Origin of the sequence: Paraburkholderia sp. Ac-20336 (assembly GCF_017105025.1) — a bacterium.
In the GTDB taxonomy this organism is placed as follows: Bacteria; Pseudomonadota; Gammaproteobacteria; order Burkholderiales; family Burkholderiaceae; genus Paraburkholderia.
Genome location: NZ_JAAGPS010000026.1, coordinates 1 through 22,190, shown reverse-complemented (window position 1 = coordinate 22,190; position 22,190 = coordinate 1). Strand labels below are relative to the sequence as shown.

Here is a 22,190-nt window from a genome sequence, read left to right as displayed (position 1 = left end):
CCATACGTTGACGCCACCATAGCCGTAGCCGGGCGCATAGCCAGGACCGTAAGCGTATCCAGGGTCGTTGTATCCATATCCCGCAGGGTATGCGGCGCAACCCGAGAGTGCAGCCAACAACCCCACTACCAACGCGATTCTAATCATGATGTGCTCCTTTCTTCCTTGTAAGAAAGGGCACTCACGGCCTTAGTTCGCGAGGAATTGTGACCGCTGATTACGGTTGCTTACGAGTCGTCCTGCCGGCGACTCCGGTGCTCGGCGGGAAGCGCCGGCTAAATACGATAATTGATGACCTCCGAATCGCGATTCTCGCAATCACTATCGGTTTTTTGCAGTGGCTCGCTTCTTCATACGTTGCGGTGGTTTCGGATTCCAGTGCCCGCGCACGCTTCACTTCCTTCTTCTGCTCCGACGGATCAGTGCCCGCGGTCAATAGTTGCCGAGCGACTAGGCATGCCTTTCTGGCGTCTGCGAGACTTACCTCAGGATAAACGCCGAACGAGGCCAGTTTTTCCTTGTCGTCAAACCGGTACTTCATCCGCCAGTAGCGCGAGCCGTTTGGCATCACCTGAAGGTAGAGCCCCTTGCCATCGGCCAAGTGGTAGGGCTGTTCAGCTGGCTTGGCCTTGCGGATTTGAAGCTCGGTCAGCGGGGCAATCTGCTTGGACATGGTTTTGGGGGTATCGATTTTGGGGGTATTCGGAGATATCCCCAAACAATCTGGCTTGTATTGGGAAACCTTGGGCGCCGATGGCAGCAAAAAGCCCCGCAGCGCAAGGCACACGGGGCATTTCTGGGCAATCTTGGGAGACGCTGGGAACCTATCTGGTCCCCCTGACAGGAATCGAACCTGTATCTAGCGCTTAGGAGGCACTTGTTCTATCCATTGAACTACAGGGAGAGAGGACCGAAGCGGATATAGCGGATATCCGCGAGGACATGAAGTCCAAATTCGCCAGCGAGGGCAAAGTATATCAAACCCGCTCCGGCAAAAGGAGCGCCTGCCCACGACTCCGCAAAAACAAACAGCCCGGCAGACATCGTCTGCCGGGCCGCATGGCCTTTCTCCGTGCCAACCGCGCGGCGCTTATTCACACGCCCAAGCGTGCCGCGCCGCCGTGCAATTCAACCCGCCTGCCTCAAAACTCCACCACTGCGAACTCTGCCTTGCCGACATCGCACAGCGGGCAGCGCCAGTCTTCGGCGATATCGGCGAAGCGCGTGCCGGGCGCGATGCCTTCCTCGGGCAGGCCTTCTTCTTCGTTGTAAATCCAGCCGCAAATCAGGCAGACCCAGCTCTTGTATTCAGTCACTTCGATTACTTCACTCACGACGTACTCTCTCTTTCAATGCAATGGCCGGCTTGGTCCGCCCCTTTTTGGGGCGGCGCGGCGACCCGCAATATTACCGGAATTCGTCACCCCGGCCTCGAACGGCCCGGGCTACGCCTCGTGCAACGCGCCTTCGCTATCATGGACGGGCCTCGTCATACGCAGCGTGTATGCTTGATCCGCAGCTATTTCATTCGACAGGCGCGCCGCGTGCTTCGCACGCATTGCGGCGATTCGCCTCAGGCGAGCGTGGCGTCACCACGTGCGCGATTGTCCTTTCTGAAAGGAGAAAACGATGTTTAAAAACAGTTGGTTGGCAGGTATCGCAGCGGTAGGGCTGCTGGCCGTTTCGGGTGTGGCGCAGGCCGCGAGCGTCTACTTCGTGCAGCCGGCCGATGGCGCGACGGTGAGCAATCCGGTGCATGTCGTGTTCGGTCTCGACGGCATGAAGATCGCGCCGGCCGGCACGATGACGGAAGGCACGGGGCACCACCATCTGCTGATCGACGGCAAGCCGCTGCCGAAGGGCGAGGTTATCCCCGCGACCGACAAGTCGCTGCACTTCGGCAAGGGACAGACCGAAACCGATCTGACGCTGCCGTCGGGCGACCATACGCTGACGCTGCAATTCGGCGACGGCATGCATCGCTCGTATGGTCCCGAGATGAGCAAGACGATCACGGTTCACGTGAAATAAGCACGTCGAGCAAGCACGTGAAATAAGCCGCCGTTCCGGCAAGCAGGGCAGGCGCGCACGCTGCCTGCCCGCGCCGTTTGTGTGGCGCGTGCTCGTGCCTCGTCCATGCGTTGCATGGCGCGTCGCTCGTACGAGTTCGCCCGCGCTTTCCTCACGCTTCCCCGCGCTTTCCCCACGCTTCCCTCGCGTTTCCACCGGACACATCCGGCCGACCGGCTCCGCACCCGGCACACCCGGTACAATGAGCGGCTTCGGCTCATCGCTGTCTTTTCCCATTCCCATGTCGCTTTACACCATCACCGGAGCCCAACTGGCGTTCGGTCACGTCGCGCTGCTCGATCACGCGGATTTCTCGCTCGAAGCGGGCGAGCGCGTCGGACTGATCGGGCGCAACGGCGCGGGCAAGTCGTCGCTGCTGAAGATCGTCGCCGATCTCGCCAAACCCGACGACGGCCTCATCACGCGTCAACAGCATCTGAGCACGGTCTACGTGCCGCAGGAGCCCGAGTTCGACGCCGACGACACCGTGTTCGACGCGGTCGCCGCCGGTCTCACGGAGGCGCGCGCGCTGCTCGACGAATACGACGCGGTCGCGCATCAGTTGGCCGACACGCCCGAGGGCGCGGAACACGACGCGCTGCTCGCGCGCATGAATACGCTGCAATCGTCGCTCGACGCGACGGACGCCTGGAGCTGGGGCACGCGCGTCGCCACCACGCTGCAGCAGATCGGCCTGAACGGCGAGGCGCGCGTCGGCTCGCTGTCGGGCGGCATGCAGAAGCGCGTCGCGCTGGCGCGCGCGCTCGTCGTGCAGCCCGACGTGCTGCTGCTCGACGAACCGACCAACCATCTCGACTTCGACGGCATCCGCTGGCTCGAAGAACTGCTGGTGTCGCTGCGCGCGGGGCTGCTGTTCATCACGCACGATCGCGCGTTTCTCGACCGCGTCGCGACGCGCATCGTCGAACTCGATCGCGGGCGGCTCCTGTCGTATCCGGGCAATTTCTCGGCCTATCAGACCCGCAAGGCCCAGCAGCTCGAAGTCGAGCGCATCGAGAACGAGAAGTTCGACAAGCTGCTCGCGCAGGAAGAAGTGTGGATTCGCAAGGGCGTCGAGGCGCGCCGCACGCGCAGCGTCGGCCGTATCGCACGGCTCGTGCAGATGCGCAACGAACGCGCCGAGCGCCGCAACGTGCAGGGCAACGTCAAGCTCGACGTCGGTCAGGGCGAGAAGTCCGGCAAGATCGTCGCGGAACTGACGGACGTGACGAAGCGCTACGGCACGCGCACGGTGATCGACCGCTTTACCGCCACGGTCATGCGCGGCGACAAGATCGGCTTCGTCGGTCCGAACGGCGCGGGCAAGACCACGCTGCTCAAGACGATCCTCGGCGAACTCGCGCCGGACGAAGGCAAGGTGCGCACCGGCACGAATCTGCAGGTCGCGTATTTCGACCAGATGCGCGCGCAGCTCGACCTCGAAAAGAGTCTCGCGGACACCATCAGCCCCGGCAGCGAGTGGGTCGAAATCAACGGCCAGAAGAAGCACGTGATGAGCTATCTCGGCGACTTCCTGTTCGCGCCGGAGCGCGCGCGTTCGCCGGTCAAGTCGCTGTCGGGCGGCGAGCGCAACCGGCTGCTGCTCGCGCGTCTGTTCGCGCGGCCGGCCAACGTGCTGGTGCTCGACGAGCCGACCAACGACCTCGACATTCCCACGCTCGAACTGCTCGAAGAACTGCTGATCGACTACGACGGCACGGTGCTGCTCGTGAGCCACGACCGTGCATTCCTCGACAACGTCGTGACCTCGGTGATCGCCTCGGAAGGCGAGGGCAAGTGGCGCGAATACGTCGGCGGCTTTACGGACTGGCAGACCCAGCGCGATCGCTCGGAGCAGCTTGCGCTCGACGCGCAGAAGGACGCGGGCAAGGAAGCGCCGAAGGACACCGCGGCGAAGGACAGCGCCGCGGGCCGCAATGCGCAGCGCACCGTGAAGCTGTCGTTCAAGGAGCAGCGCGAACTCGAAGCGCTGCCGCAAATGATCGCCGACCTCGAAACCGAGCAGAAAGCGATCGGCGCGCAACTCGAAGACGGCTCGGTGTTCGCGAGGGATGCGCGCGAAGGCGCGCGTCTGACCGAGCGTTATGCCGAGATCGACGAAGAGCTGCTGGTTGCGCTCGAACGCTGGGACGAGCTGGAAAACCGGCGCAAGTAATCGGTTCGGCGCAGGGCGGCGGGCGTGCCTGCACCCGCCGCCCCGCGCCATGCAGCGCTTTTCCGCACCTCGTGCGCGCCGCCGCGCGCATGTCTCCGTGCCCTGGCGGGCCTTGTCCGGACGGCCAATTCCGCGCGCCGTCAATTGCCGACGTTATCGAAATCAGTACAATACCCCGCGAACAGGCTGCCCCGGCAGGCGCGCCGGCCGGGTTGCGCGAGACCGCGCGAGCGGGTGCGCCAGCGGCAAGCCGCGCGACAAAACAGCTTGCCCGCAGCGCGGGCACCTCGCCTAACCCCGTTGTTTCGTTTCGCTTTTTTTGAAAACTCAACGTATTGTCCACGGACCTGTCCACAGGACCTGTGGACAACGATGAACCGAGACGCACCGAGTCAATCATGTCCACGAAAAAGCCAAACGCCGCGTATAGCGAAGCGTCGATCAAGGTGTTGAAGGGTCTGGAGCCGGTCAAGCAACGACCCGGCATGTACACCCGCACCGAGAATCCGCTGCACATCATTCAGGAAGTCATCGACAACGCCTCGGACGAAGCCCTCGGCGGCTACGGCCGGCAAATCACGGTCACCCTGCATGCGGACCATTCGGTCTCGGTCGAGGACGACGGCCGCGGCATTCCATTCGGCATGCATCCCGAAGAGGGCGTGCCGGTCGTCGAAATCGTGTTTACGCGCCTGCACGCGGGCGGCAAGTTCGACAAGGCCGCCGGCGGAGCCTACACGTTCTCGGGCGGCCTGCACGGCGTCGGCGTGTCGGTCACGAACGCGCTGTCCACGCGGCTCGACGTCACCGTGTGGCGCGACGGCAAGGTCGCCGAACTGAGCTTCGCCAACGGCGACGTTGCGAAGCCGCTCGTCACGCGCGCCGCGGCGAAGGGCGACAAGAGGTCGGGCACGCGCGTGACCGCATGGGCCAATCCGAAATACTTCGACTCGCCGAACCTGCCGCTCGGCGAATTGCAGCGCCTGTTGCGCTCGAAAGCAGTGCTGCTGCCGGGCGTCGAAGTCACACTCATTAACGAAAAAACCGGCGAACAGCAAAGCTGGAAATACGACGACGGCCTGCGCGGCTATCTGCTCGAAGGCATGAACGGCAGCGATCTGCTGATTCCGCTGTTCGAGGGCGAGCGCTACGCGGAAAGCTCGCGTTCGAGCGAAGAGACGTTCGCCGAAGGCGAGGGCGCGGCATGGGTCGTTGCATGGAGCGAGGAAGGCCCGCTCATGCGCGAGTCGTACGTGAACCTGATTCCGACGCCCGCGGGCGGCACGCACGAGTCGGGTTTGCGCGACGGTCTTTACCAGGCGGTCAAGAGCTTCGTCGAATTGCATAACCTGCAGCCGAAGGGCGTGAAGCTGCTCGCCGAAGACGTGTTCGCGCGGGTGTCGTTCGTGCTGTCGGCGAAGGTGCTGGACCCGCAGTTCCAGGGGCAGATCAAGGAGCGCCTGAATAGCCGCGACGCGGTCAAGCTCGTGTCGTCGTTCGCGCGGCCCGCGCTCGAACTGTGGCTCAATCAGCACGTCGAGCACGGCAAGAAGCTCGCGGACCTCGTCATCAAGCAGGCGCAGGCGCGCACGCGCGCGGGGCAAAAGGTCGAGAAGCGCAAGAGTTCGGGCGTGGCCGTTCTGCCGGGCAAGCTGACCGATTGCGAATCGACGGAAATTGCGCGCAACGAGCTGTTCCTCGTCGAGGGCGACTCGGCCGGCGGTTCCGCGAAGATGGGGCGCGACAAGGAGTACCAGGCGATCCTGCCGCTGCGCGGCAAGGTGCTGAACACGTGGGAGACCGAGCGCGATCGCCTGTTCGCCAACAACGAGGTGCACGATATTTCGGTGGCGATCGGCGTCGATCCGCATAACCCGGACGACAAGGTCGATCTGTCGAACCTGCGCTACGGCAAGATCTGCATTCTGTCGGACGCGGACGTTGACGGTTCGCACATCCAGGTGCTGCTGCTTACGCTGTTCTTCAAGCATTTCCCGCAACTGATCGAGCGCGGCCACGTGTGCGTCGCGCGCCCGCCGCTGTTCCGCGTCGATGCGCCCGCGCGCGGCAAGAAGCCCGCGCAGAAGCTCTATGCGCTCGACGAAGGCGAGCTCGAAGCGATTCTCGACAAGCTGCGCAAGGACGGCGTGCGCGAGAGCCAGTGGTCGATCAGCCGCTTCAAGGGTCTCGGCGAAATGAGCGCCGAGCAGCTGTGGGACACGACCATGAATCCCGACACGCGCCGCCTGCAACCGGTCGCGCTCGGCGAACTCGACTACGACGCGACCGTCGCGCGCATGACGATGCTGATGGGCAAGGGCGAAGCGGCGTCGCGCCGCAGTTGGCTCGAAGAGAAGGGCAACGAAGTGGAAGCGGACATCTGAGCGCCGCGTTGCAGCTTCAGCGCCACCGCCGCATACGACACTTCAAGCCAAACACGGATACGGAATCTAGATGGACGACGATAACACTCTCGACCTTTTCAACGAGCCGCCGCCTCCGGAGGGCGACTTTCTGACGCTCGGCAACTACGCGGAACGCGCCTACCTCGAATATGCGGTCAGCGTGGTCAAGGGCCGCGCGCTGCCGGACGTTTGCGACGGCCAGAAGCCGGTGCAGCGCCGCATCCTGTTCGCGATGAACGAGATGGGCCTCGGCGACAACGCGAAGCCGGTCAAATCGGCGCGCGTGGTCGGCGACGTGCTCGGTAAATATCACCCGCACGGCGACCAGTCCGCCTACGACGCACTCGTGCGTCTCGCGCAGGACTTTTCGATGCGCTATCCGCTGATCGACGGCCAGGGCAACTTCGGCTCGCGCGACGGCGACGGCGCGGCGGCGATGCGCTACACCGAAGCGCGCCTCACGCCGATCGCGAAGCTGCTGCTCAGCGAAATCGACCAGGGCACGGTCGACTTCATGCCGAACTACGACGGCTCGTTCGACGAGCCGAGGGTGCTGCCGGCGCGTCTGCCGTTCGTGCTGCTGAACGGCGCATCGGGCATCGCGGTTGGTCTCGCAACCGAAATCCCCTCGCACAACCTGCGTGAAGTCGCGGGCGCCGCGGTCGCGCTGATCCGCAATCCGAAGCTCTCGCATGCGGAGTTGATGCAGCACGTGCCGGGCCCGGACTTTCCGGGCGGCGGCCAGATCATTTCGAGCGAGGCGGAAATCGCCGCTGCTTATGAGACCGGCCGCGGCAGCCTGAAGGTGCGGGCGCGCTGGAAGATCGAAGACCTCGCGCGCGGCCAGTGGCAACTCGTCATCACCGAACTGCCGCCGAACACGGCCGCGCAGAAGGTGCTCGAAGAGATCGAAGAACAGACCAACCCGAAGATCAAGCTCGGCAAGAAGGCGCTCACGCCCGAGCAGTTGCAGACCAAACAGACGCTGCTCGCGCTCGTCGACGCGGTGCGCGACGAATCGGGCAAGGATGCGCCGGTGCGTCTCGTGTTCGAGCCGAAGTCGAGCCGCATCGACCAGACCGAGTTCGTCAACACGCTGCTCGCGCATACGAGCCTCGAATCGAACGCGCCGCTCAACATGGTGATGGTCGGCGGCGACGGCCGGCCGCGTCAGAAGGGCTTGAGCGAAATCCTGCACGAGTGGATCGCGTTCCGCTTCGCGACGGTCACGCGCCGCACGCAGCATCGTCTGTCGAAGGTCGACGACCGGATTCATATTCTCGAAGGCCGGATGATCGTCTTCCTGAATATCGACGAAGTGATCCGCATCATCCGCGAATCGGACGAGCCGAAGAGCGCATTGATGGCCGCGTTCGGGCTCACGGACCGCCAGGCCGAAGACATCCTCGAAATCCGGCTGCGTCAGTTGGCGCGGCTCGAGAAGATCAAGATCGAGAAGGAGCTGGCCGAGTTGCGCGACGAGAAGGCCAAACTCGAAGAACTGCTCGGCAGCGAATCGGCGATGAAGCGTCAACTCATCAAGGAAATCGAAGCCGACGCGAAGCAGTACGGCGACGAGCGCCGTACGCTGATCCAGCAGGAAAAGCGCGCGACCTTCGAAGCGCGCGTGGTCGACGAGCCGGTCACGGTCGTGGTGTCGCAGAAGGGCTGGGTGCGCGCGCTGAAGGGCCACGGGCTCGACGCGGCGGGCTTCAGCTTCAAGGCCGGCGACGGCCTCTATGCGGCGTTCCAGTGCCGCACGCCCGACACCTTGATCGCGTGGGGCAGCAACGGCCGCGTCTATTCGGTCGCGGTCGCGCAACTGCCGGGCGGGCGCGGCGACGGTGTGCCGGTCACGTCGCTGATCGAACTCGAATCGGGCAGCCATCTGATGCACTACTACGCGGCGTCGGCGGATCAGGCGCTGCTGCTCGCGTCGAGCAACGGCTTCGGCTTTATCGCGAAGGTCGGCGACATGGTGAGCCGCGTGAAGGCCGGCAAGGCGTTCATGACGATCGACGCAGGCGCCGCGCCGCTCGCGCCGATGCCGATGCTGCCCGATGCGGTGCAGGTCGCGTGTCTGTCTTCGGGGGGACGTCTGCTCGTGTTCGGTCTCGACGAGATGAAGACGCTCTCGGGCGGCGGCCGTGGCGTCACGCTGATGGCGCTCGACGACAACGAGGCGCTCGTGCAGGCGCTCGCGATCGACAAGGCCGGTCTGGTGCTGATCGGCACGCGTCGCGGCGGCCGCGTCGACGAAGAGAAGCTGGCCGGCGCCGAGCTTGCGGCGCACGTCGGCAAGCGCGCGCGCAAGGGCCGCGCGCCCGAGAGCAAGATGAAGCTCGACGGCATGCGTCCGGTGTTGCCGGCCTGACTCACGAAGCCGATGAGGGCGCCACTGAAAGAGCTGCCAAGCCCATTTAACAAACTTTGACATGAGAAACCGGCGCGCGCCTGCTAGCATGCGGGGCGCTCGCGGGTTATCGCAAAAAAGTTCGTGCGGGACGTGGCAGCAGACTGTCGCAAGCGAACGCACAGCGATGGTGTCGCGGCGGCCCGCCGGCGCCGCGACAGAAATGAAGCAATGCAACGTAGCAATACGGCGAAGCAATATAACGAAGCAATACGGCACAATTATTCGCAGGCCCCCGGAACTGCCCGCATCACGCATGGTCGAACGCGCTCAGTGGCGGCTGAGCAAGATCAAGTGTCCTAAACGGTATGGCGTCGTGGGAGAGGAAAACTAAATGAACAAGGCTATCGAGGTCGCGCTTTTTCTGCATCTGCTCGGCGTGGCGGTGTGGGTTGGCGGCATGGTGTTCGCGCATTTCTGCCTGCGCCCGGCGCTCGGCGATCTTTCGCCTCAATTGCGTCTGCCGCTGTGGGAATCGGTGTTTGGCCGCTTCTTCAATTGGGTCGGCGTCTCGGTGCTGGTGATTCTGATTAGCGGCGGCTTCCTGCTGATGCAATTCGGCGGCGGTCATGCCACCTGGCCTTTGCATGCGATGGCCGGCCTCGGCATCGTCATGATGCTGATCTTCGGGCATATCCGCTTCGCCGTGTTTCCGCGCATCCGCCGTGCCGTGCAGGCGCAGAAGTGGCCCGACGGCGCGCGGGCGGTCGGCACGGTCCGGCGTCTCGTGCTGATCAATATCGTGCTCGGCGTGGTGACGATCGGCGTCGCGGTGCTGTCGCGCGGGTTCTGAGCTTCATGTGAGCCCGGGCGGCTCCATCGCTCCAAACAGACAATGGCGAAGGCGCGCCAAGCCGTCTACCCGCTCGGCGCGCCGAACGCGAGCCACAGTCCGCACATGACCGCCACGGTCCCATACACGGCATACACCGGTACCTTGAGCTTCGCGAAGCAGGTCGCGGAGAACAGCGCGGTCAGCAGATAGATCGGCTTCAACGGCACATGCGCGGCGATGCGCAGCACCGCCACCGCGAGAAACGCGGTTGTGACCGCGCGCAAAATCTTCATGCCATGCTCGAAGCGCGGGTTCGTCTTCAACTGATGCAGATGCCGCTGCGCCAGCACGACGAGGCAGCCCGACGGCAGGAACAGCGCGAGCGTCGCGATCAGCGCGCCGGGCCAGCCGCCGATGAGATAACCGAGGAACGGCACCACGTTCAATAGCGGCCCGGGCGACAACGGCGACAGCGAGAACGCCAGCGTGAAATCGTTATCCGATACGCCGATCGCGGGCGTCACGAACAGGATCTTCAACACCGGTAACGCCGAGAAGCCGCCGCCGAACAGCGTCATGCCCGCGCCCGCGAGGCGCGGCCACAGCAGCGCGAGTTCGTAGCGATGCGGCACGGGCAGCGCGAACAGCACGAGCAGCAGACTGAGCGCGGCGAGCAGCCGGTAGTCGCCGCGTGCGAGCGACACCGCGAGCCGCGTGTCGCGCTCGCGGCTCGCGAACCAGCCGGTGCCGAACGCCGCGCCGAGCATCACGACGTAGGCCGCCGCATTGTGCGCATAGAAGAGCGCGGCACAGCCCAGCACCGCCGCGCTCCATTCGAGCTTGCCGCGCACGAGCGCGCGCGTTTGCTTGTACCAGGTTACCGCGATCAGTGTCGCGAGCACGACGCTGAAGTGCTGCAACAGCGTTTGCGAGGCGATCGCGTGGATGAGCGGGGTGCGGTAGAAGATCGCGAACAGCGTCATCAGCGTGAAGAAGGGCAGCACGCTAGCGATGCCCGCGACCCAGGCGCCGGCGCGTCCGCGCAGCGCGTGGCCGAGTTGCACGGCGACGTTGCAGCCGACCGGCCCGGGCACCATCCACGCGAGCGCGATCAGGTCCGCGAAGGCGACGCGCGAGAGCCGCTCCTCGCGTTCGACGTAGTGATGTTCGAGCTGCGCCATCAGCGCGAGGCCGCCCCACGAGAGCGCCGACAGGCCGAACACGACCCGGAACAGCGTCCCTAGCGGCTCCGGCTGCCGGCGTCCGGCGGCATCTTCGTTCGTGACGGTCTGCATGGCGCCACGGGAGCCCGTGCGCGGGCCCCGTCCTTAAGGGTTGGTGCTCGACACGCTGCTCGTGTTGTCGGTTTCCCGCGTGGCGTGGCGGTCGCCCGCGTTGCCGAGGCCGCATACGCCGAAGCGTTCGAGCAGTGCCGGGATCGCCTCCACCGGTACCGGCCGCGAGAACAGGAAGCCCTGCGCCTCGATATGGCCGAGCGCCGCGAGCCATGCAATCTGCTCTTCGGTTTCCGTGCCCTCGACCACCACCGTGAGCCCGAGCGAGCGCGCGAGATTGACGATCGCCGTGACCATCACGCAGACGCTGCGGTCGCCCGGGATGGCCTGGACGAACGAGCGGTCCACCTTGAGCGTATCGACCGAGAAGCGGTTCAGATACGAGAGCGACGAATAGCCGGTGCCGAAATCGTCGAGCGCGATGCGCACGCCGAGACGCTTGAGCGCGAAGATTTTTTCGGAGACGACTTCGGGATATTCCATCATCGTCGTCTCGGTGATCTCGAGTTCGAGGCGGCGCGCCGAGATGCCGGTTTCCTCGATCGCGTGCGAGATCGTTTCGTACAGGTCGCCGCGCCAGAACTGCACGGCCGAAATGTTCACCGCGAGCGACAGCGTGTCGTAGCCCTGTTGCTGCCACTGCGCGAGTTGCCGGCAGGCGGTTTCGATCACGAAGTCGCCGATCGGCACGATGAGGCCGGTCGATTCCGCAACCGGAATGAACTCGTTGGCCGGAATCAGCCCGTGCTGCGGATGATTCCAGCGCACCAGCGCTTCGAAGCCGGTAATGCAGCGCTGCGTCAGATCGATCTTCGGCTGATAGGCGAGGAACAGCTGGCCTTCGCTGAGCGCGACGCGCAATTGCTGTTCCCACTTCATCAGATGGTCCGCGCGATGCGACAGATGCGGCGAATAGAACTGGTAGCAGTTCTTGCCGGCGTCTTTCGCGCTGTACATCGCGAGGTCGGCTTTCTTGAGCAGGTCGATTTCGTTTTCGTTCGCGACCGAGTACAGCGCGATGCCGATGCTCGCATGCAGTACGAACGAGCTGCCGCGGACCTCGAACGGTTTCGAGAACGCTTCGCCGGCCGCTTCGGCGAGCGCGACCGCGCGCTTCTCGACGTCGTCGCCCTTGAGCACGACGACGAACTCGTCGCCGCCGATGCGCGAGAGCGCGCCGCCTTCGCCGACCGCCGCGGCGAGGCGCGAGGCGGTCATCTGCAGCACGATGTCGCCGGCATTGTGGCCGAGTGTGTCGTTGACGGTCTTGAAGTTGTCGAGATCGATGAAGAGGATCGCGAGACGCCCGAGATTGGACGGCTGCGCGACGTCGTGGCGCAGCGCCTGCAGCGTCGCGTAGCGGTTGCGCAGGCCGGTCAGCAGATCGTATTCGACGAGGTGCGTCATCTCGCGCTCGCGGCCGAGCAGCTTGCCGATCAGTCCGGTCGCGACCGCGAAGAAGCTCAGCATCGCGAGCGAGATGAAGCCCGCCATCAGCAGATAGACGTTGCGCGTGTGGTTGTAGTCGGCGAATTCTTCGGCTTGCGAAAGACCGACCAGCACGCCGAGCGGATAGCCGTCGATATGCCGGTACGAGACGATGCGCGTGACGCCGTCGATCGAATCGACGTAGGTGCCCGACACGTGTTCCGAAGTCGGATACGTGCCGCTCGCGGTGAAGGTGCCGCTCGCATCGTTGGTGCGGCCGGTGCGCCGCGCGAGCACGGTGCCGTTGTCCGAGATCACCGCGATCACGCCTTCGCGGCCGATGGCGGCGTTGTTGTAGAAGTCGGACGTGAAATAGCCGGGGTCTTCCGAGACCACGACGACGCCCGCGAACGAGCCGTCCGGATGATTGAGGCGGCGCGTCATCTGCAAGGTCCAGTGACCCGACACGCGGCCGAGCACCGGCTTGCTGATGTACAGCTGGTCGTCGTTCTCGTGTTCGTGGACCTTGAAGTGCTCGCGGTCGGACAGATCGATGTGCTTCGGGTTGAGTTCGGCCGTATTGGCGATCAGCTTGCCGTGTTCGTCGATCAGCGAGACCTGGACGAGTGTTTCGCTTTGCACGACGCCTTTTTCGACGGTGCTCGCGAGATCGAAATGATTCGGCGTTTTTTCAAACTCGTATTTGACGAAGCGCGTGATCTGATCGACCTGGTGAATCGCCTTGATCGTATGCTGTTCGAGTGCCGCGGAAAGAATCGCGGAAGAGGCCATGGCCTCGCGGTAAGTCGCTTCTTTTTCCACCGACAGCCGCGCGAAAATCACGGTCCAAAGCAGGATCAGGACCAGCACGCCGAGCGCGGGAATGACGAGCAACGCCCGCCGGCGCGTGAATGCCGGGTCGCGGCGCGGCTTGGCTTCGCGCGGGTCGGAGAAGCGGGACTGACTCATCGTGAGGCCCGTTGCCGGGTATGGGCTCGGCATGAATGCCCGGGCATCGACTGCGCTGATTTCATGGATGGCTGCATGGTGACCGAGAGGGTGCCAAAGCTGCTGCGCAGAAGGGGCGGGCGTGGCGCCGTGCCTGACAGTCCACAGATCATCGAATTCCTTCCGATATTACTGAATGAGGTTGGATTAAGGAAGCGTCAGGGCATGGGGTATACGCTGGCGCGGCGCGCACTTGTCTTGAACCGGATTGGCCCTGCATGCCGGCAATGTTTATGCCGCAATACATGCGTGATTTCTCGAATAGGTTTTCTCGAACGGCATGGACCTGCGTGGGTTTTCCGGTCGCGCATCGGTCATTCAATATGCATGGGTTGCAATTGCCATGCCTTACGATGCGGCCTTTTGTGGTTCGGCGCGGCAAGATAGGGCGTCAGGTGATGCCGCCCGAGCGTGCCTGCGCCTTGCCCGAGTGATGTCGCTATGCAACGTGCGTTGCTTGCGGCGTCGCTCATCGGGCCGCTTATCGGGCTATTCACGTCAGCCGGCACGTACCGTCGACGATCGTCACCGAAGGCCCGCCGATCCAGATCTTGCCGCGCGCATCGTCGTAAAGAACCGACACCTCGCCCGCGCGCCCGAGCACGGTGCCTTGACGCACCGTGTAGCGCGGGCCGGGCCGCCGTTGCTGCGCGTTCAGCAGACCCGCGAGCGCGGCGTTGGCGCTGCCCGTCACCGGGTCTTCGCCGACGCCGAAAGCGCGGCCCGCCATCAGGCAGCGGACTTCGAACGTCGCGGGACCCTCGGCGTCGTGCGGACCGTAGACCGCGAGCCCATGCGTGTCGGCCGCGTGCACGAGGTCGGCGAGCGCGGCCGCGTCGGGTTCGAGCGCGAGACAGCTGCGCGCCGAATCGACCCGCACGACGAGCCACGGCGCACCGTTGTCGACCGCGCACGGGGTGGCGCTGAAATCGATCGCATTGCTACGTAAAGCCGCCGCAAGTGTTTCGTAATGGCGTTCGGCCAGCGGCGTGACGCGCGCGGGCGGCGCGGCGAAGGCCCATGCGTTGCGTGTGCCGTCGGCGTCATGCAAGGCTTCGAGTTCGATGAGCCCGACGCCGCACTGCTGGATCAGCTTGCCGTCCTGCTTCGGCCGATAACCGCTTTCGAGCAGCGCATGCGCGGTGCCGAGCGTCGGATGGCCCGCGAACGGTAATTCGCCGCCCGGCGTGAAGATGCGCACGCGATAGTCGGCGGCCGGATCGGTGGGCGTCGAGAGAAAGGTGGTTTCGGACAGATTGGTCCAGCGCGCGATGGCCTGCATCTGCTTCGTATCGAGCGCGTCGGCATCGAATACGACGGCCAGCGGGTTTCCTTTGAACGGCGTCGACGTGAAGACGTCGACCTGTTTGAAACGGACGGTGTGAGCGGGCATCGGCATGATTCGGCGCATCCGGCGTGAAGGGCGTTCGCGGATTCTATCCGTGTCCGCGCTGCCGATCCAGTTCGCTCGATAAGCCAAACGCGCCGCAGGTGGCTCACACTCTGCGGCGCGTTTCAAATGCCATGCGCGGTGAATTGCGCGTGAACGGTTCGTTAATTGTTTGCGACGGCGGGCCGATGCCGACGGCATCGCCGTGCCATGTCACGCTCCGCGCGGATCGGCACGACCCGTCGATGCGCGATGCCTTATTCGACCTCGGCGATCATCTCGATCTCGACGCATGCGCCGAGCGGAATCTGCGCGACGCCGAACGCCGAGCGCGCATGCTTGCCGCGCTCGCCGAACACGTCGGCGATCAGTTCGGACGCGCCGTTCGTGACCAGATGCTGCTCGGTAAATTCGAGCGTCGAATTGACGAGGCTCATCAGCTTGACGATGCGCTTGACGCGGTTCAGATCGCCGACGTGCGCATGCAGCGTGGCGAGCAGATCGATCGCGATCGAGCGCGCCGCAGCCTTGCCTTCTTCGGTATCGAGCGTCGCACCGAGCTTGCCGGCCCACACCTTGCCGTCCTTTTTGGCGATGTGGCCGGACAGGTAAACCGTGTTGCCGCTTTGCGCGCTCATCACATAGGCGGCGGCCGGCGCGCCCGCCGACGGCAGTTCGATGCCCAGTTCCTTGAGCTTGTCGTACACGTTCGATTGAGCCATGTTGAGTCCTCGATTCAGTGAGATTGCGTTAATGAAGACGGGGCGAAGTTTGCGCGTACAGCGCGCCGGCTTCGCCCCGATGCCACCTGGGCGGGCGTTCAGAGCTTCGCGCGCACGAGCGCGGCGAGACGCGCGACACCTTCGTCGATTTTAGCCGGCGGCACCGTGACGAACGACAGGCGCAGCGTATTGTGCTGGGCCTCGTTCGCAAAGAACGGGCCGCCCGGCACGAACGCGACGTTCTGCGCGACCGCTTCCTCGAGCAGCTTCATGCTGTCGATCTGCGCGGGCAGATCGACCCAGATGAACATGCCTCCTTCCGGACGGTTCCAGCTCACGCCCTCAGGCATGCAGCGCGCGAGCGCGGCGAGCATCGCCTCGCACTGGTTGCGATACAGCTCGCGGATGGTCGGCACGTGCGTGTCGAGAAAGCCGTCCTTGATGACTTCGTGGACGATGCGCTGCGTGAAGCTCGGCGTGTGCAGGTCGGTGGCCTGCTTGGCCTGCACGAGCTTGAAGATCAGCTCTTCGGGCGCAATGATGAAGCCGACCCGCAGACCCGGTGCAAGCACCTTCGAGAACGAGCCGAGGTAGACGATGTGATCGGGCGCCATCGACAGCATCGTCGGCAGCGGTTCGCCCGCGTAGTCGAGCGCGCCGTAGGGGTCGTCCTCGATCACCGGGAACGGCGCGGTCTTGGCGAATTCGGCGAGCGCGCGGCGGCGCTCGACCGGCAGGCGGCGGCCGGTCGGATTCTGGAAGTTCGGCTGCGCGTAGAGCAGGCGCGCGCCCTGGGTCAGTTCCGGCTTCAGGCCTGCGGGGATCAGCCCTTGCTCGTCGGTCGGCACCTGCACGTAGCGCGGCTCGTACATCGAGAACGATTGCAGCGCGCCGAGGTAGGTCGGCGTTTCGACCAGCACCGGGCTATCCGGGCAGACCAGCACCTTGCCGAGCAGATCGAGCGCCTGCTGCGAGCCGGTCGTAATCAGCACCTGCGACGCTCGGATCTGCACCCCGTTGCTCGAATAGCGCTGCGCGATCCATTCGCGCAGCGGCAGATAGCCTTCGGTCGCGCTGTATTGCAGCGCGGCGGCGGGCGTGTCGCGCAGGATGCGGTCGGCGGCTTCGCGCATGCGCTCGGCCGGGAAGGTGGCCGGCGCGGGCAGGCCGCCTGCGAACGAAATGACCTCGGGCCGCTCCGTTACCTTCAGGATCTCCCGAATCGCGGAGCTCGTGAGCTTGCGCGCGCGTTCGGACAATTGCCACGTCGGGGCTTTCAGGTCGCTTTGGTCCATGCTCTCCTCTGCTTGGTATTTCTGGAACCGGTCAAATTATCGATTATCGCGCGACTCGGCGGGGAGCGCCGCTGGAGCAGGCCACCGGGCACGAAACCGCAGAGTCGCACGCGCTGCTTTATGCGAGGGTCCGCGGGCCCTCGGGTGTTTCGAATTCGGCGACGAGCGCCGCGGCGCCGTCGCCAGGCTGCACGTCGAGCAGATGCGCGGCGCCGAGCCAGCGCAATTGCTCGCCGATCAGTTTGGCCTGCGGATGCACGGCTCTCAGCGTCTTCAACGCGAGATTCGCCGGCGCCAGCACCTGCGACGGCTGCCGCGTCGTCTCCCACTGGATCAGCGAGGGCAGCACGCCGTCGCCGGCACCTTGCCAGGCCGGGAACGCGCCGTCGTCGGGCACGGTCAGGCCCCATGTGAAATCGCCGCGCGTCATCGGCACGACCGGCGCAATGCGCTGCGGATACTGCGCTTGCCAGGTCGCGAGATGCCTCGGCCGCTCGACGCGCGCGACCCAGTGCGACAGATAGGGCCCGTTTTCGAGCCGCGCGTGCGTCGCCGGGTCGTCGAGCGCGAAGAAGCGCGGGCGCGGCGTGCCGCTCCCGGCCTCCGCCGGCGCATGCGGATCGAGCGCAATCACTTCCAGATAGACGCCGCCCCACAGGCTCAGCAGGCGGTTGTGCGTGCGCATCAGCGGATGCGCGCCGCCGCCCGCCGGCGCGACGCCGAGTCTCGCGGCGACGTACTGGACACCCTCGTCGAGGGTGCGGGCGGAAATCACGAGGTGATCGAGACTGAGCGAATGAGCTGTCATGGCTAAGCGACGCGGAGCGGCGAAAACGGGGGGCTGGCAAAGAGGCCGCAGCGCGCGAGGTGTAATAAAGGCGGCGCTGCCGGGGCCGTAAGCATAACCGTTTGCCGGATTGGCGGGCCATGCGGATGGCTGGCGGAGCGTGGTTTGCAGTCCGCGGCGGCGCGCTTGCAACGTATTTGCGAGGTCTGCGCGCCGCGCCATCACGCTTCGTGACGCTTCAATGTAACGGCCGCAACCGGCACAGTAACGGTACAATCGGCACGATACTATTCGGTACAGTTGGAGCCCGTCATGTCCGTCCCGCTTGCCCAGATTCCCGCCCCACACGACACGGCGTCGCTGACGCTGGTCGAGCAGCTCGTCCAGTGGGCGTGCCGCCGCATCGAGGAGCGCGTGTTCCGCCCCGGCATGCGCATGCCGTCGATCCGCAAGCTCGCGCTCGACAAGGGCGTGTCGCGCTTCACGGTGGTCGAGGCGTACGAGCGGCTGGTCGCGCAGGGCTATCTGGAATCGCGGCGCGGCTCCGGCTTCTACGTGCGCGAGCGGCAGAGCAGCGCGACGTTCAGCGAACTGCCCCCGCGCGCCGAAACCTTACCCGCGCCGGCGAATATCGACGTCGTCTGGCTGCTGCGCAACATGCTCCACACCGGCGCGCGGCCCGAGCGCAGCCCCGGCCTCGGCTACCTGCCGGCGCGCTGGCTCGACGGCGACCTGATTACCAATGCGCTGCGCACGCTTGGCCGGCAAAGCGGCGCGCAGATGCTCGGCATCGGCACCGCGCAGGGTTTTCTGCCGCTGCGCCAGCAATTGCAGACGCGGCTCGAGGAACTGGAGATCGGCGCGTCGCCCGAGCAGATCGTGATGGTGTCGGGTGTCACGCAGGCGATCGACCTGATTTCGCGCATTTACGTGAAGCCGGGCGATGCGGTGATCGTCGGCGATCCGGCGTGGTTCCAGATGTTCGCCTGTTTCGCCGCGCAGGGCGCGCGGCTCGTCGGCATGCCGTACACACCGGACGGCCCCGATCTCGACGCGCTCGAAGCGCTCGTGCAGGAATGGCGGCCGAAAATGCTCGTCATCAACTCGGTGCTGCAGAACCCGACCGGCACGTCGCTCTCCGCCGCCCAGGCGTTCCGCATCCTGCGCCTCGCCGAGGCGTACGACTTCATCGTCGTCGAGGACGACATCTACGGCGACCTGTGCCCGCCCGGCTACCCGGGCACGCGGCTCGCGAGCCTCGATCAGCTGAAGCGCGTGATCTACCTCGGCAGCTTTTCGAAGACGCTCGCGCCGAATCTGCGCGTCGGCTTTATCGCGTGTGGGCCGGACGTCGCGCGGGTGGTCAGCAACCAGAAGATGCTGGTCGGCATGACAAGCCCCGAACTCAACGAGCGCGTGATCTACAAGATTCTGACCGAAGGCCACTACCGGCGGCACGTCGAGCGCGTGCGCGCGCGGCTCGACGGCGTGCGCGACAAAGCCGTGCGGGTACTCGAAAAGACCGGCCTGAAACTGTTTCTGACGCCGACGGCCGGCATGTTCCTGTGGGCCGACACCGGCGTCGACGCGGGCGCGCTCGCCGCGGCCGGGCACGAAGCCGGCTTCCTGCTGACGCCGGGCGGGCTGTTTTCGCCGCAGCAGTCGCCGAGCACGTGGATGCGCTTCAATATCGCTAATTGCGGCGATCCGGAATTGCCGGCGTTTCTGAGCCGCTATCTCGACGGCGTCGCGCGCCGCCCGGCCTGAACTGTCCGGCCCCCCTTGAAACCGCGCCGGGGCGTCCCCATTTGCGCGAACGATCCGGCGCGGCCTCGCTCGCACTTTGATGTGAGCCTCGGCCCGCCCGCGGGACCCGGACGCGGGTTCGAACCCCGGTTCGCCGCGGTTCGATACCTTGTCGCCCGGCACCCCATCGCCCGAAACCTGATTCGCAACAGAGAGGAAGTCCGACCATGGCCCAAGAAACCATGAGCTTTCAGGCAGAAGTGAAGCAGCTTCTGCAACTGATGATCCATTCGCTGTACAGCAACAAGGAAATCTTTCTGCGCGAGCTGATCTCGAACGCGTCCGACGCGGCCGACAAGCTGCGCTTCGAAGCGATCGAAAACAGCGCGCTGTACGAAAACGATCCGAACCTGCGGATTCGCGTCTCGTACGACAAGGCCGCGCGCACCGTCACGATCGACGACAACGGCATCGGCATGAGCCGCGACGAAGCGATCGCGAACCTCGGCACGATCGCGCGCTCGGGCACCAAGGAGTTCTTCGGCAAGCTGTCGGGCGACCAGCAGAAGGATGCGGCGCTGATCGGCCAGTTCGGCGTGGGCTTCTACTCGGGCTTTATCGTTGCCGACAAGATCACGGTCGAGACGCGCCGCGCCGGTTTGCCGGCCGCCGAAGGCGTTCGCTGGGAAAGCGCGGGCGAGGGCGATTTCGCGGTCGAGCAGATCGAGCGCGCCGCGCGCGGCACGACCATCACGCTGCATCTGCGTGCCGACGAGGACGAACTGCTGTCGTCGCATCGCCTGAAGTCGATCATCCAGAAGTACTCGGACCACGTCGCGCTGCCGATCCTGATGCAGAAGGAAGAGTGGGACGCGGAAAAGAGCGAGATGGTCACGAAGGACGAGGACGAGACCGTCAACCAGGCGAGTGCGCTGTGGACCCGCTCGAAGAACGACATCAGCGACGAGCAGTACAGGCAGTTCTATCAGCACATCTCGCACGATCATCAGGACCCGCTCACGTGGACGCATAACCGCGTCGAAGGCCGCAGCGAATACACGCAACTGCTGTACGTGCCGGCGCACGCGCCGTTCGATCTGTGGAACCGCGAGCAGCGCGGCGGCCTGAAGCTGTACGTGAAGCGCGTGTTCATCATGGACGACGCCGAGCAACTGCTGCCCACGTATCTGCGCTTCGTGAAGGGCGTGGTCGATTCGGCCGATCTGCCGCTCAACGTATCGCGCGAAATCCTGCAGGAAAGCCGCGACGTGAAGGCGATTCGCGAAGGCGTGACGAAGCGCGCGCTGTCGATGCTCGAAGAACTTGCCAATTCGGACAACGACGCCGACAAGGAAAAGTACGCGGGCTTCTGGAAGGAATTCGGCCAGGTGCTGAAGGAAGGCATCGGCGAGGATTTCGCCAATCGCGAGCGCATCGCGAAGCTCGTGCGTTTTGCGACGACGCATACGGGCACGGCCGAACAGACCGTGGCGCTGGCCGACTACGTCGCGCGCATGAAGCCCGAGCAGAGCAAGATCTACTACGTGACCGCCGATACCTGGCAGGCCGCCGCGCATAGCCCGCACCTCGAAGTGTTCCGCAAGAAGGGCGTCGAAGTGCTGCTGCTGACCGATCGCGTCGACGAATGGATGCTGTCGTTCCTCAACGAATTCGACGGCAAGCCGCTGCAAAGCGTCGCGCGCGGCGACCTCGATCTCGGCGCGCTGAACGACGAGGAAAAGGCGGCGCAGGAGAAGGTCGGCGAGGAGTTCAAGCCGCTCGTCGAGAAGATGAAGGACGCGCTGAAGGACAAGGCGAAGGACGTGCGTCTGACGTTCCGCCTGACCGATTCGCCGTCGTGCCTCGTCGCCGACGACGGCGAAATGAGCGGCTACCTGCAGCGCATGCTGAAGGCCGCGGGCCAGGATGCGCCGTCGTTCCATCCGATTCTCGAAGTGAATCCGGAGCATGCGCTCGTGAAGGGCCTGCATGCCGATAGCGCGAATTTCGACGACTGGTGCCATCTGCTGTTCGATCAGGCGCTGCTCGCGGAAGGCGGCTCGCTCGAAGACCCGGCGAGCTTCGTGAAGCGCACCAACGCGTTGCTGCTGTCGCGCGCGGGTTGAACGTGAGTCGGGGGCGTTGATGCCGTTGCTGCCGTTGCTGGATTGACGCTCCCTGGTTGAGAAAATGCGCTGCTTTGGCAGCGCATTTTTTTGCGCCCGAGGTTTTGCGCCCGGAGTTTTGTACCCGAGGTTTTGCGACCGATGAGGCGAACGGGTGCGGTGAGTTGTTTCGCTTGGCTGGTTTTTGTCTAACGCGTTTTTCGCATGCACCGGTGCGCTTGCATTGGCGTTATGCGTCAGATTGCAGAGGTGGCGCCGTGAACTGCCGCGATGAAGAGGGCTGCAAGACCGCGCCGCTATAATCCGACACCATGCCTATCCGTTTCGATCCCGCCGACGCGCACTGGCGTGTCGCACCTTTGCCCACCTTCAGCGCCGCGCAGAAAGACTGGCTGACTCGCGGCGGTTCCCTGACTGCTCATCTGCGTGCGCTCGGCGCGGTCGCGGTGCGCGTGACGCGCGAAGCGGTCGCGCTACCATGGGCCGACGAAGCCGCCGCGCTCGGACTCGCGCCGCGCGCGCCGGTATGGGTGCGCGAGGTCGTGCTGTCGGTA

At 64.8% G+C, this 22,190-nt stretch carries 16 protein-coding genes and 1 tRNA gene; 8 read left to right on the top strand and 9 right to left on the bottom strand.

The window, feature by feature from the left end:
- Positions 1 to 217: 217 nt before the first annotated feature.
- From GXB81_RS11050 to GXB81_RS11040, 3 genes are all read right to left on the bottom strand, one after another.
- Complete coding sequence (locus GXB81_RS11050) at positions 218 to 673, bottom strand: Arm DNA-binding domain-containing protein (RefSeq protein ID WP_205989131.1); 456 nt, start codon at positions 671 to 673, stop codon at positions 218 to 220.
- Positions 674 to 829: 156 nt separating this feature from the next.
- Positions 830 to 904: transfer RNA gene (locus GXB81_RS11045), tRNA-Arg, on the bottom strand.
- Between the two features lie 238 nt (positions 905 to 1,142).
- Complete coding sequence (locus tag GXB81_RS11040; protein WP_167050023.1) at positions 1,143 to 1,334, bottom strand: rubredoxin; 192 nt, start codon at positions 1,332 to 1,334, stop codon at positions 1,143 to 1,145.
- A 295-nt stretch (positions 1,335 to 1,629) separates the two neighbouring features.
- Here GXB81_RS11040 and GXB81_RS11035 point away from each other — a divergent pair, with 295 nt between their 5' ends.
- From GXB81_RS11035 to GXB81_RS11015, 5 genes are all read left to right on the top strand, one after another.
- A complete protein-coding gene (locus GXB81_RS11035) occupies positions 1,630 to 2,031 on the top strand; it encodes a DUF4399 domain-containing protein (protein WP_167050021.1) in 402 nt (133 codons plus the stop codon).
- A gap of 280 nt (positions 2,032 to 2,311) precedes the next feature.
- Complete coding sequence (locus tag GXB81_RS11030; protein WP_205989130.1) at positions 2,312 to 4,246, top strand: ATP-binding cassette domain-containing protein; 1,935 nt, start codon at positions 2,312 to 2,314, stop codon at positions 4,244 to 4,246.
- A 398-nt stretch (positions 4,247 to 4,644) separates the two neighbouring features.
- Positions 4,645 to 6,630: a DNA topoisomerase IV subunit B gene (locus GXB81_RS11025; RefSeq protein WP_167050016.1), complete on the top strand. Its 1,986-nt coding sequence runs from the start codon at positions 4,645 to 4,647 to the stop codon at positions 6,628 to 6,630.
- Between the two features lie 70 nt (positions 6,631 to 6,700).
- On the top strand, positions 6,701 to 9,025 hold the full coding sequence (gene parC, locus GXB81_RS11020; RefSeq protein WP_205989129.1) for a DNA topoisomerase IV subunit A: 2,325 nt from the start codon (positions 6,701 to 6,703) through the stop codon (positions 9,023 to 9,025).
- 373 nt (positions 9,026 to 9,398) lie between these two features.
- The gene (locus tag GXB81_RS11015; protein ID WP_205989128.1) at positions 9,399 to 9,857 is read left to right on the top strand and encodes a CopD family protein; all 459 of its coding nucleotides are present in this window, start codon (positions 9,399 to 9,401) and stop codon (positions 9,855 to 9,857) included.
- 65 nt (positions 9,858 to 9,922) lie between these two features.
- Here the strand turns inward: GXB81_RS11015 and GXB81_RS11010 are convergent, their stop codons facing one another.
- From GXB81_RS11010 to GXB81_RS10985, 6 genes are all read right to left on the bottom strand, one after another.
- Positions 9,923 to 11,134, bottom strand: coding sequence for a chromate transporter (locus tag GXB81_RS11010; protein ID WP_205989127.1), 1,212 nt, complete (start codon positions 11,132 to 11,134; stop codon positions 9,923 to 9,925).
- 33 nt (positions 11,135 to 11,167) lie between these two features.
- Complete coding sequence (locus GXB81_RS11005) at positions 11,168 to 13,531, bottom strand: EAL domain-containing protein (protein WP_205989126.1); 2,364 nt, start codon at positions 13,529 to 13,531, stop codon at positions 11,168 to 11,170.
- 532 nt (positions 13,532 to 14,063) lie between these two features.
- Positions 14,064 to 14,963 (bottom strand): PhzF family phenazine biosynthesis protein, encoded by a 900-nt coding sequence (locus GXB81_RS11000; RefSeq protein ID WP_167050006.1) that lies wholly within the window; start codon positions 14,961 to 14,963, stop codon positions 14,064 to 14,066.
- Between the two features lie 254 nt (positions 14,964 to 15,217).
- Positions 15,218 to 15,682, bottom strand: a complete 465-nt coding sequence (locus GXB81_RS10995; protein WP_167050004.1) for a RidA family protein — start codon at positions 15,680 to 15,682, stop codon at positions 15,218 to 15,220.
- Positions 15,683 to 15,780: 98 nt separating this feature from the next.
- Positions 15,781 to 16,977: a PLP-dependent aminotransferase family protein gene (locus tag GXB81_RS10990; protein ID WP_167050002.1), complete on the bottom strand. Its 1,197-nt coding sequence runs from the start codon at positions 16,975 to 16,977 to the stop codon at positions 15,781 to 15,783.
- Between the two features lie 118 nt (positions 16,978 to 17,095).
- Positions 17,096 to 17,785 (bottom strand): VOC family protein, encoded by a 690-nt coding sequence (locus GXB81_RS10985; RefSeq protein WP_205989125.1) that lies wholly within the window; start codon positions 17,783 to 17,785, stop codon positions 17,096 to 17,098.
- A 291-nt stretch (positions 17,786 to 18,076) separates the two neighbouring features.
- On the opposite strand from GXB81_RS10985, the gene GXB81_RS10980 reads away from it, so the two are divergent.
- From GXB81_RS10980 to GXB81_RS10970, 3 genes are all read left to right on the top strand, one after another.
- A complete protein-coding gene (locus tag GXB81_RS10980) occupies positions 18,077 to 19,531 on the top strand; it encodes a PLP-dependent aminotransferase family protein (protein ID WP_167049998.1) in 1,455 nt (484 codons plus the stop codon).
- Between the two features lie 206 nt (positions 19,532 to 19,737).
- Positions 19,738 to 21,636, top strand: a complete 1,899-nt coding sequence (gene htpG / locus GXB81_RS10975) for a molecular chaperone HtpG (protein WP_205989124.1) — start codon at positions 19,738 to 19,740, stop codon at positions 21,634 to 21,636.
- Between the two features lie 311 nt (positions 21,637 to 21,947).
- A partial coding sequence (locus GXB81_RS10970) for a chorismate lyase (RefSeq protein ID WP_205989123.1) occupies positions 21,948 to 22,190 on the top strand: 243 nt, incomplete at its 3' end.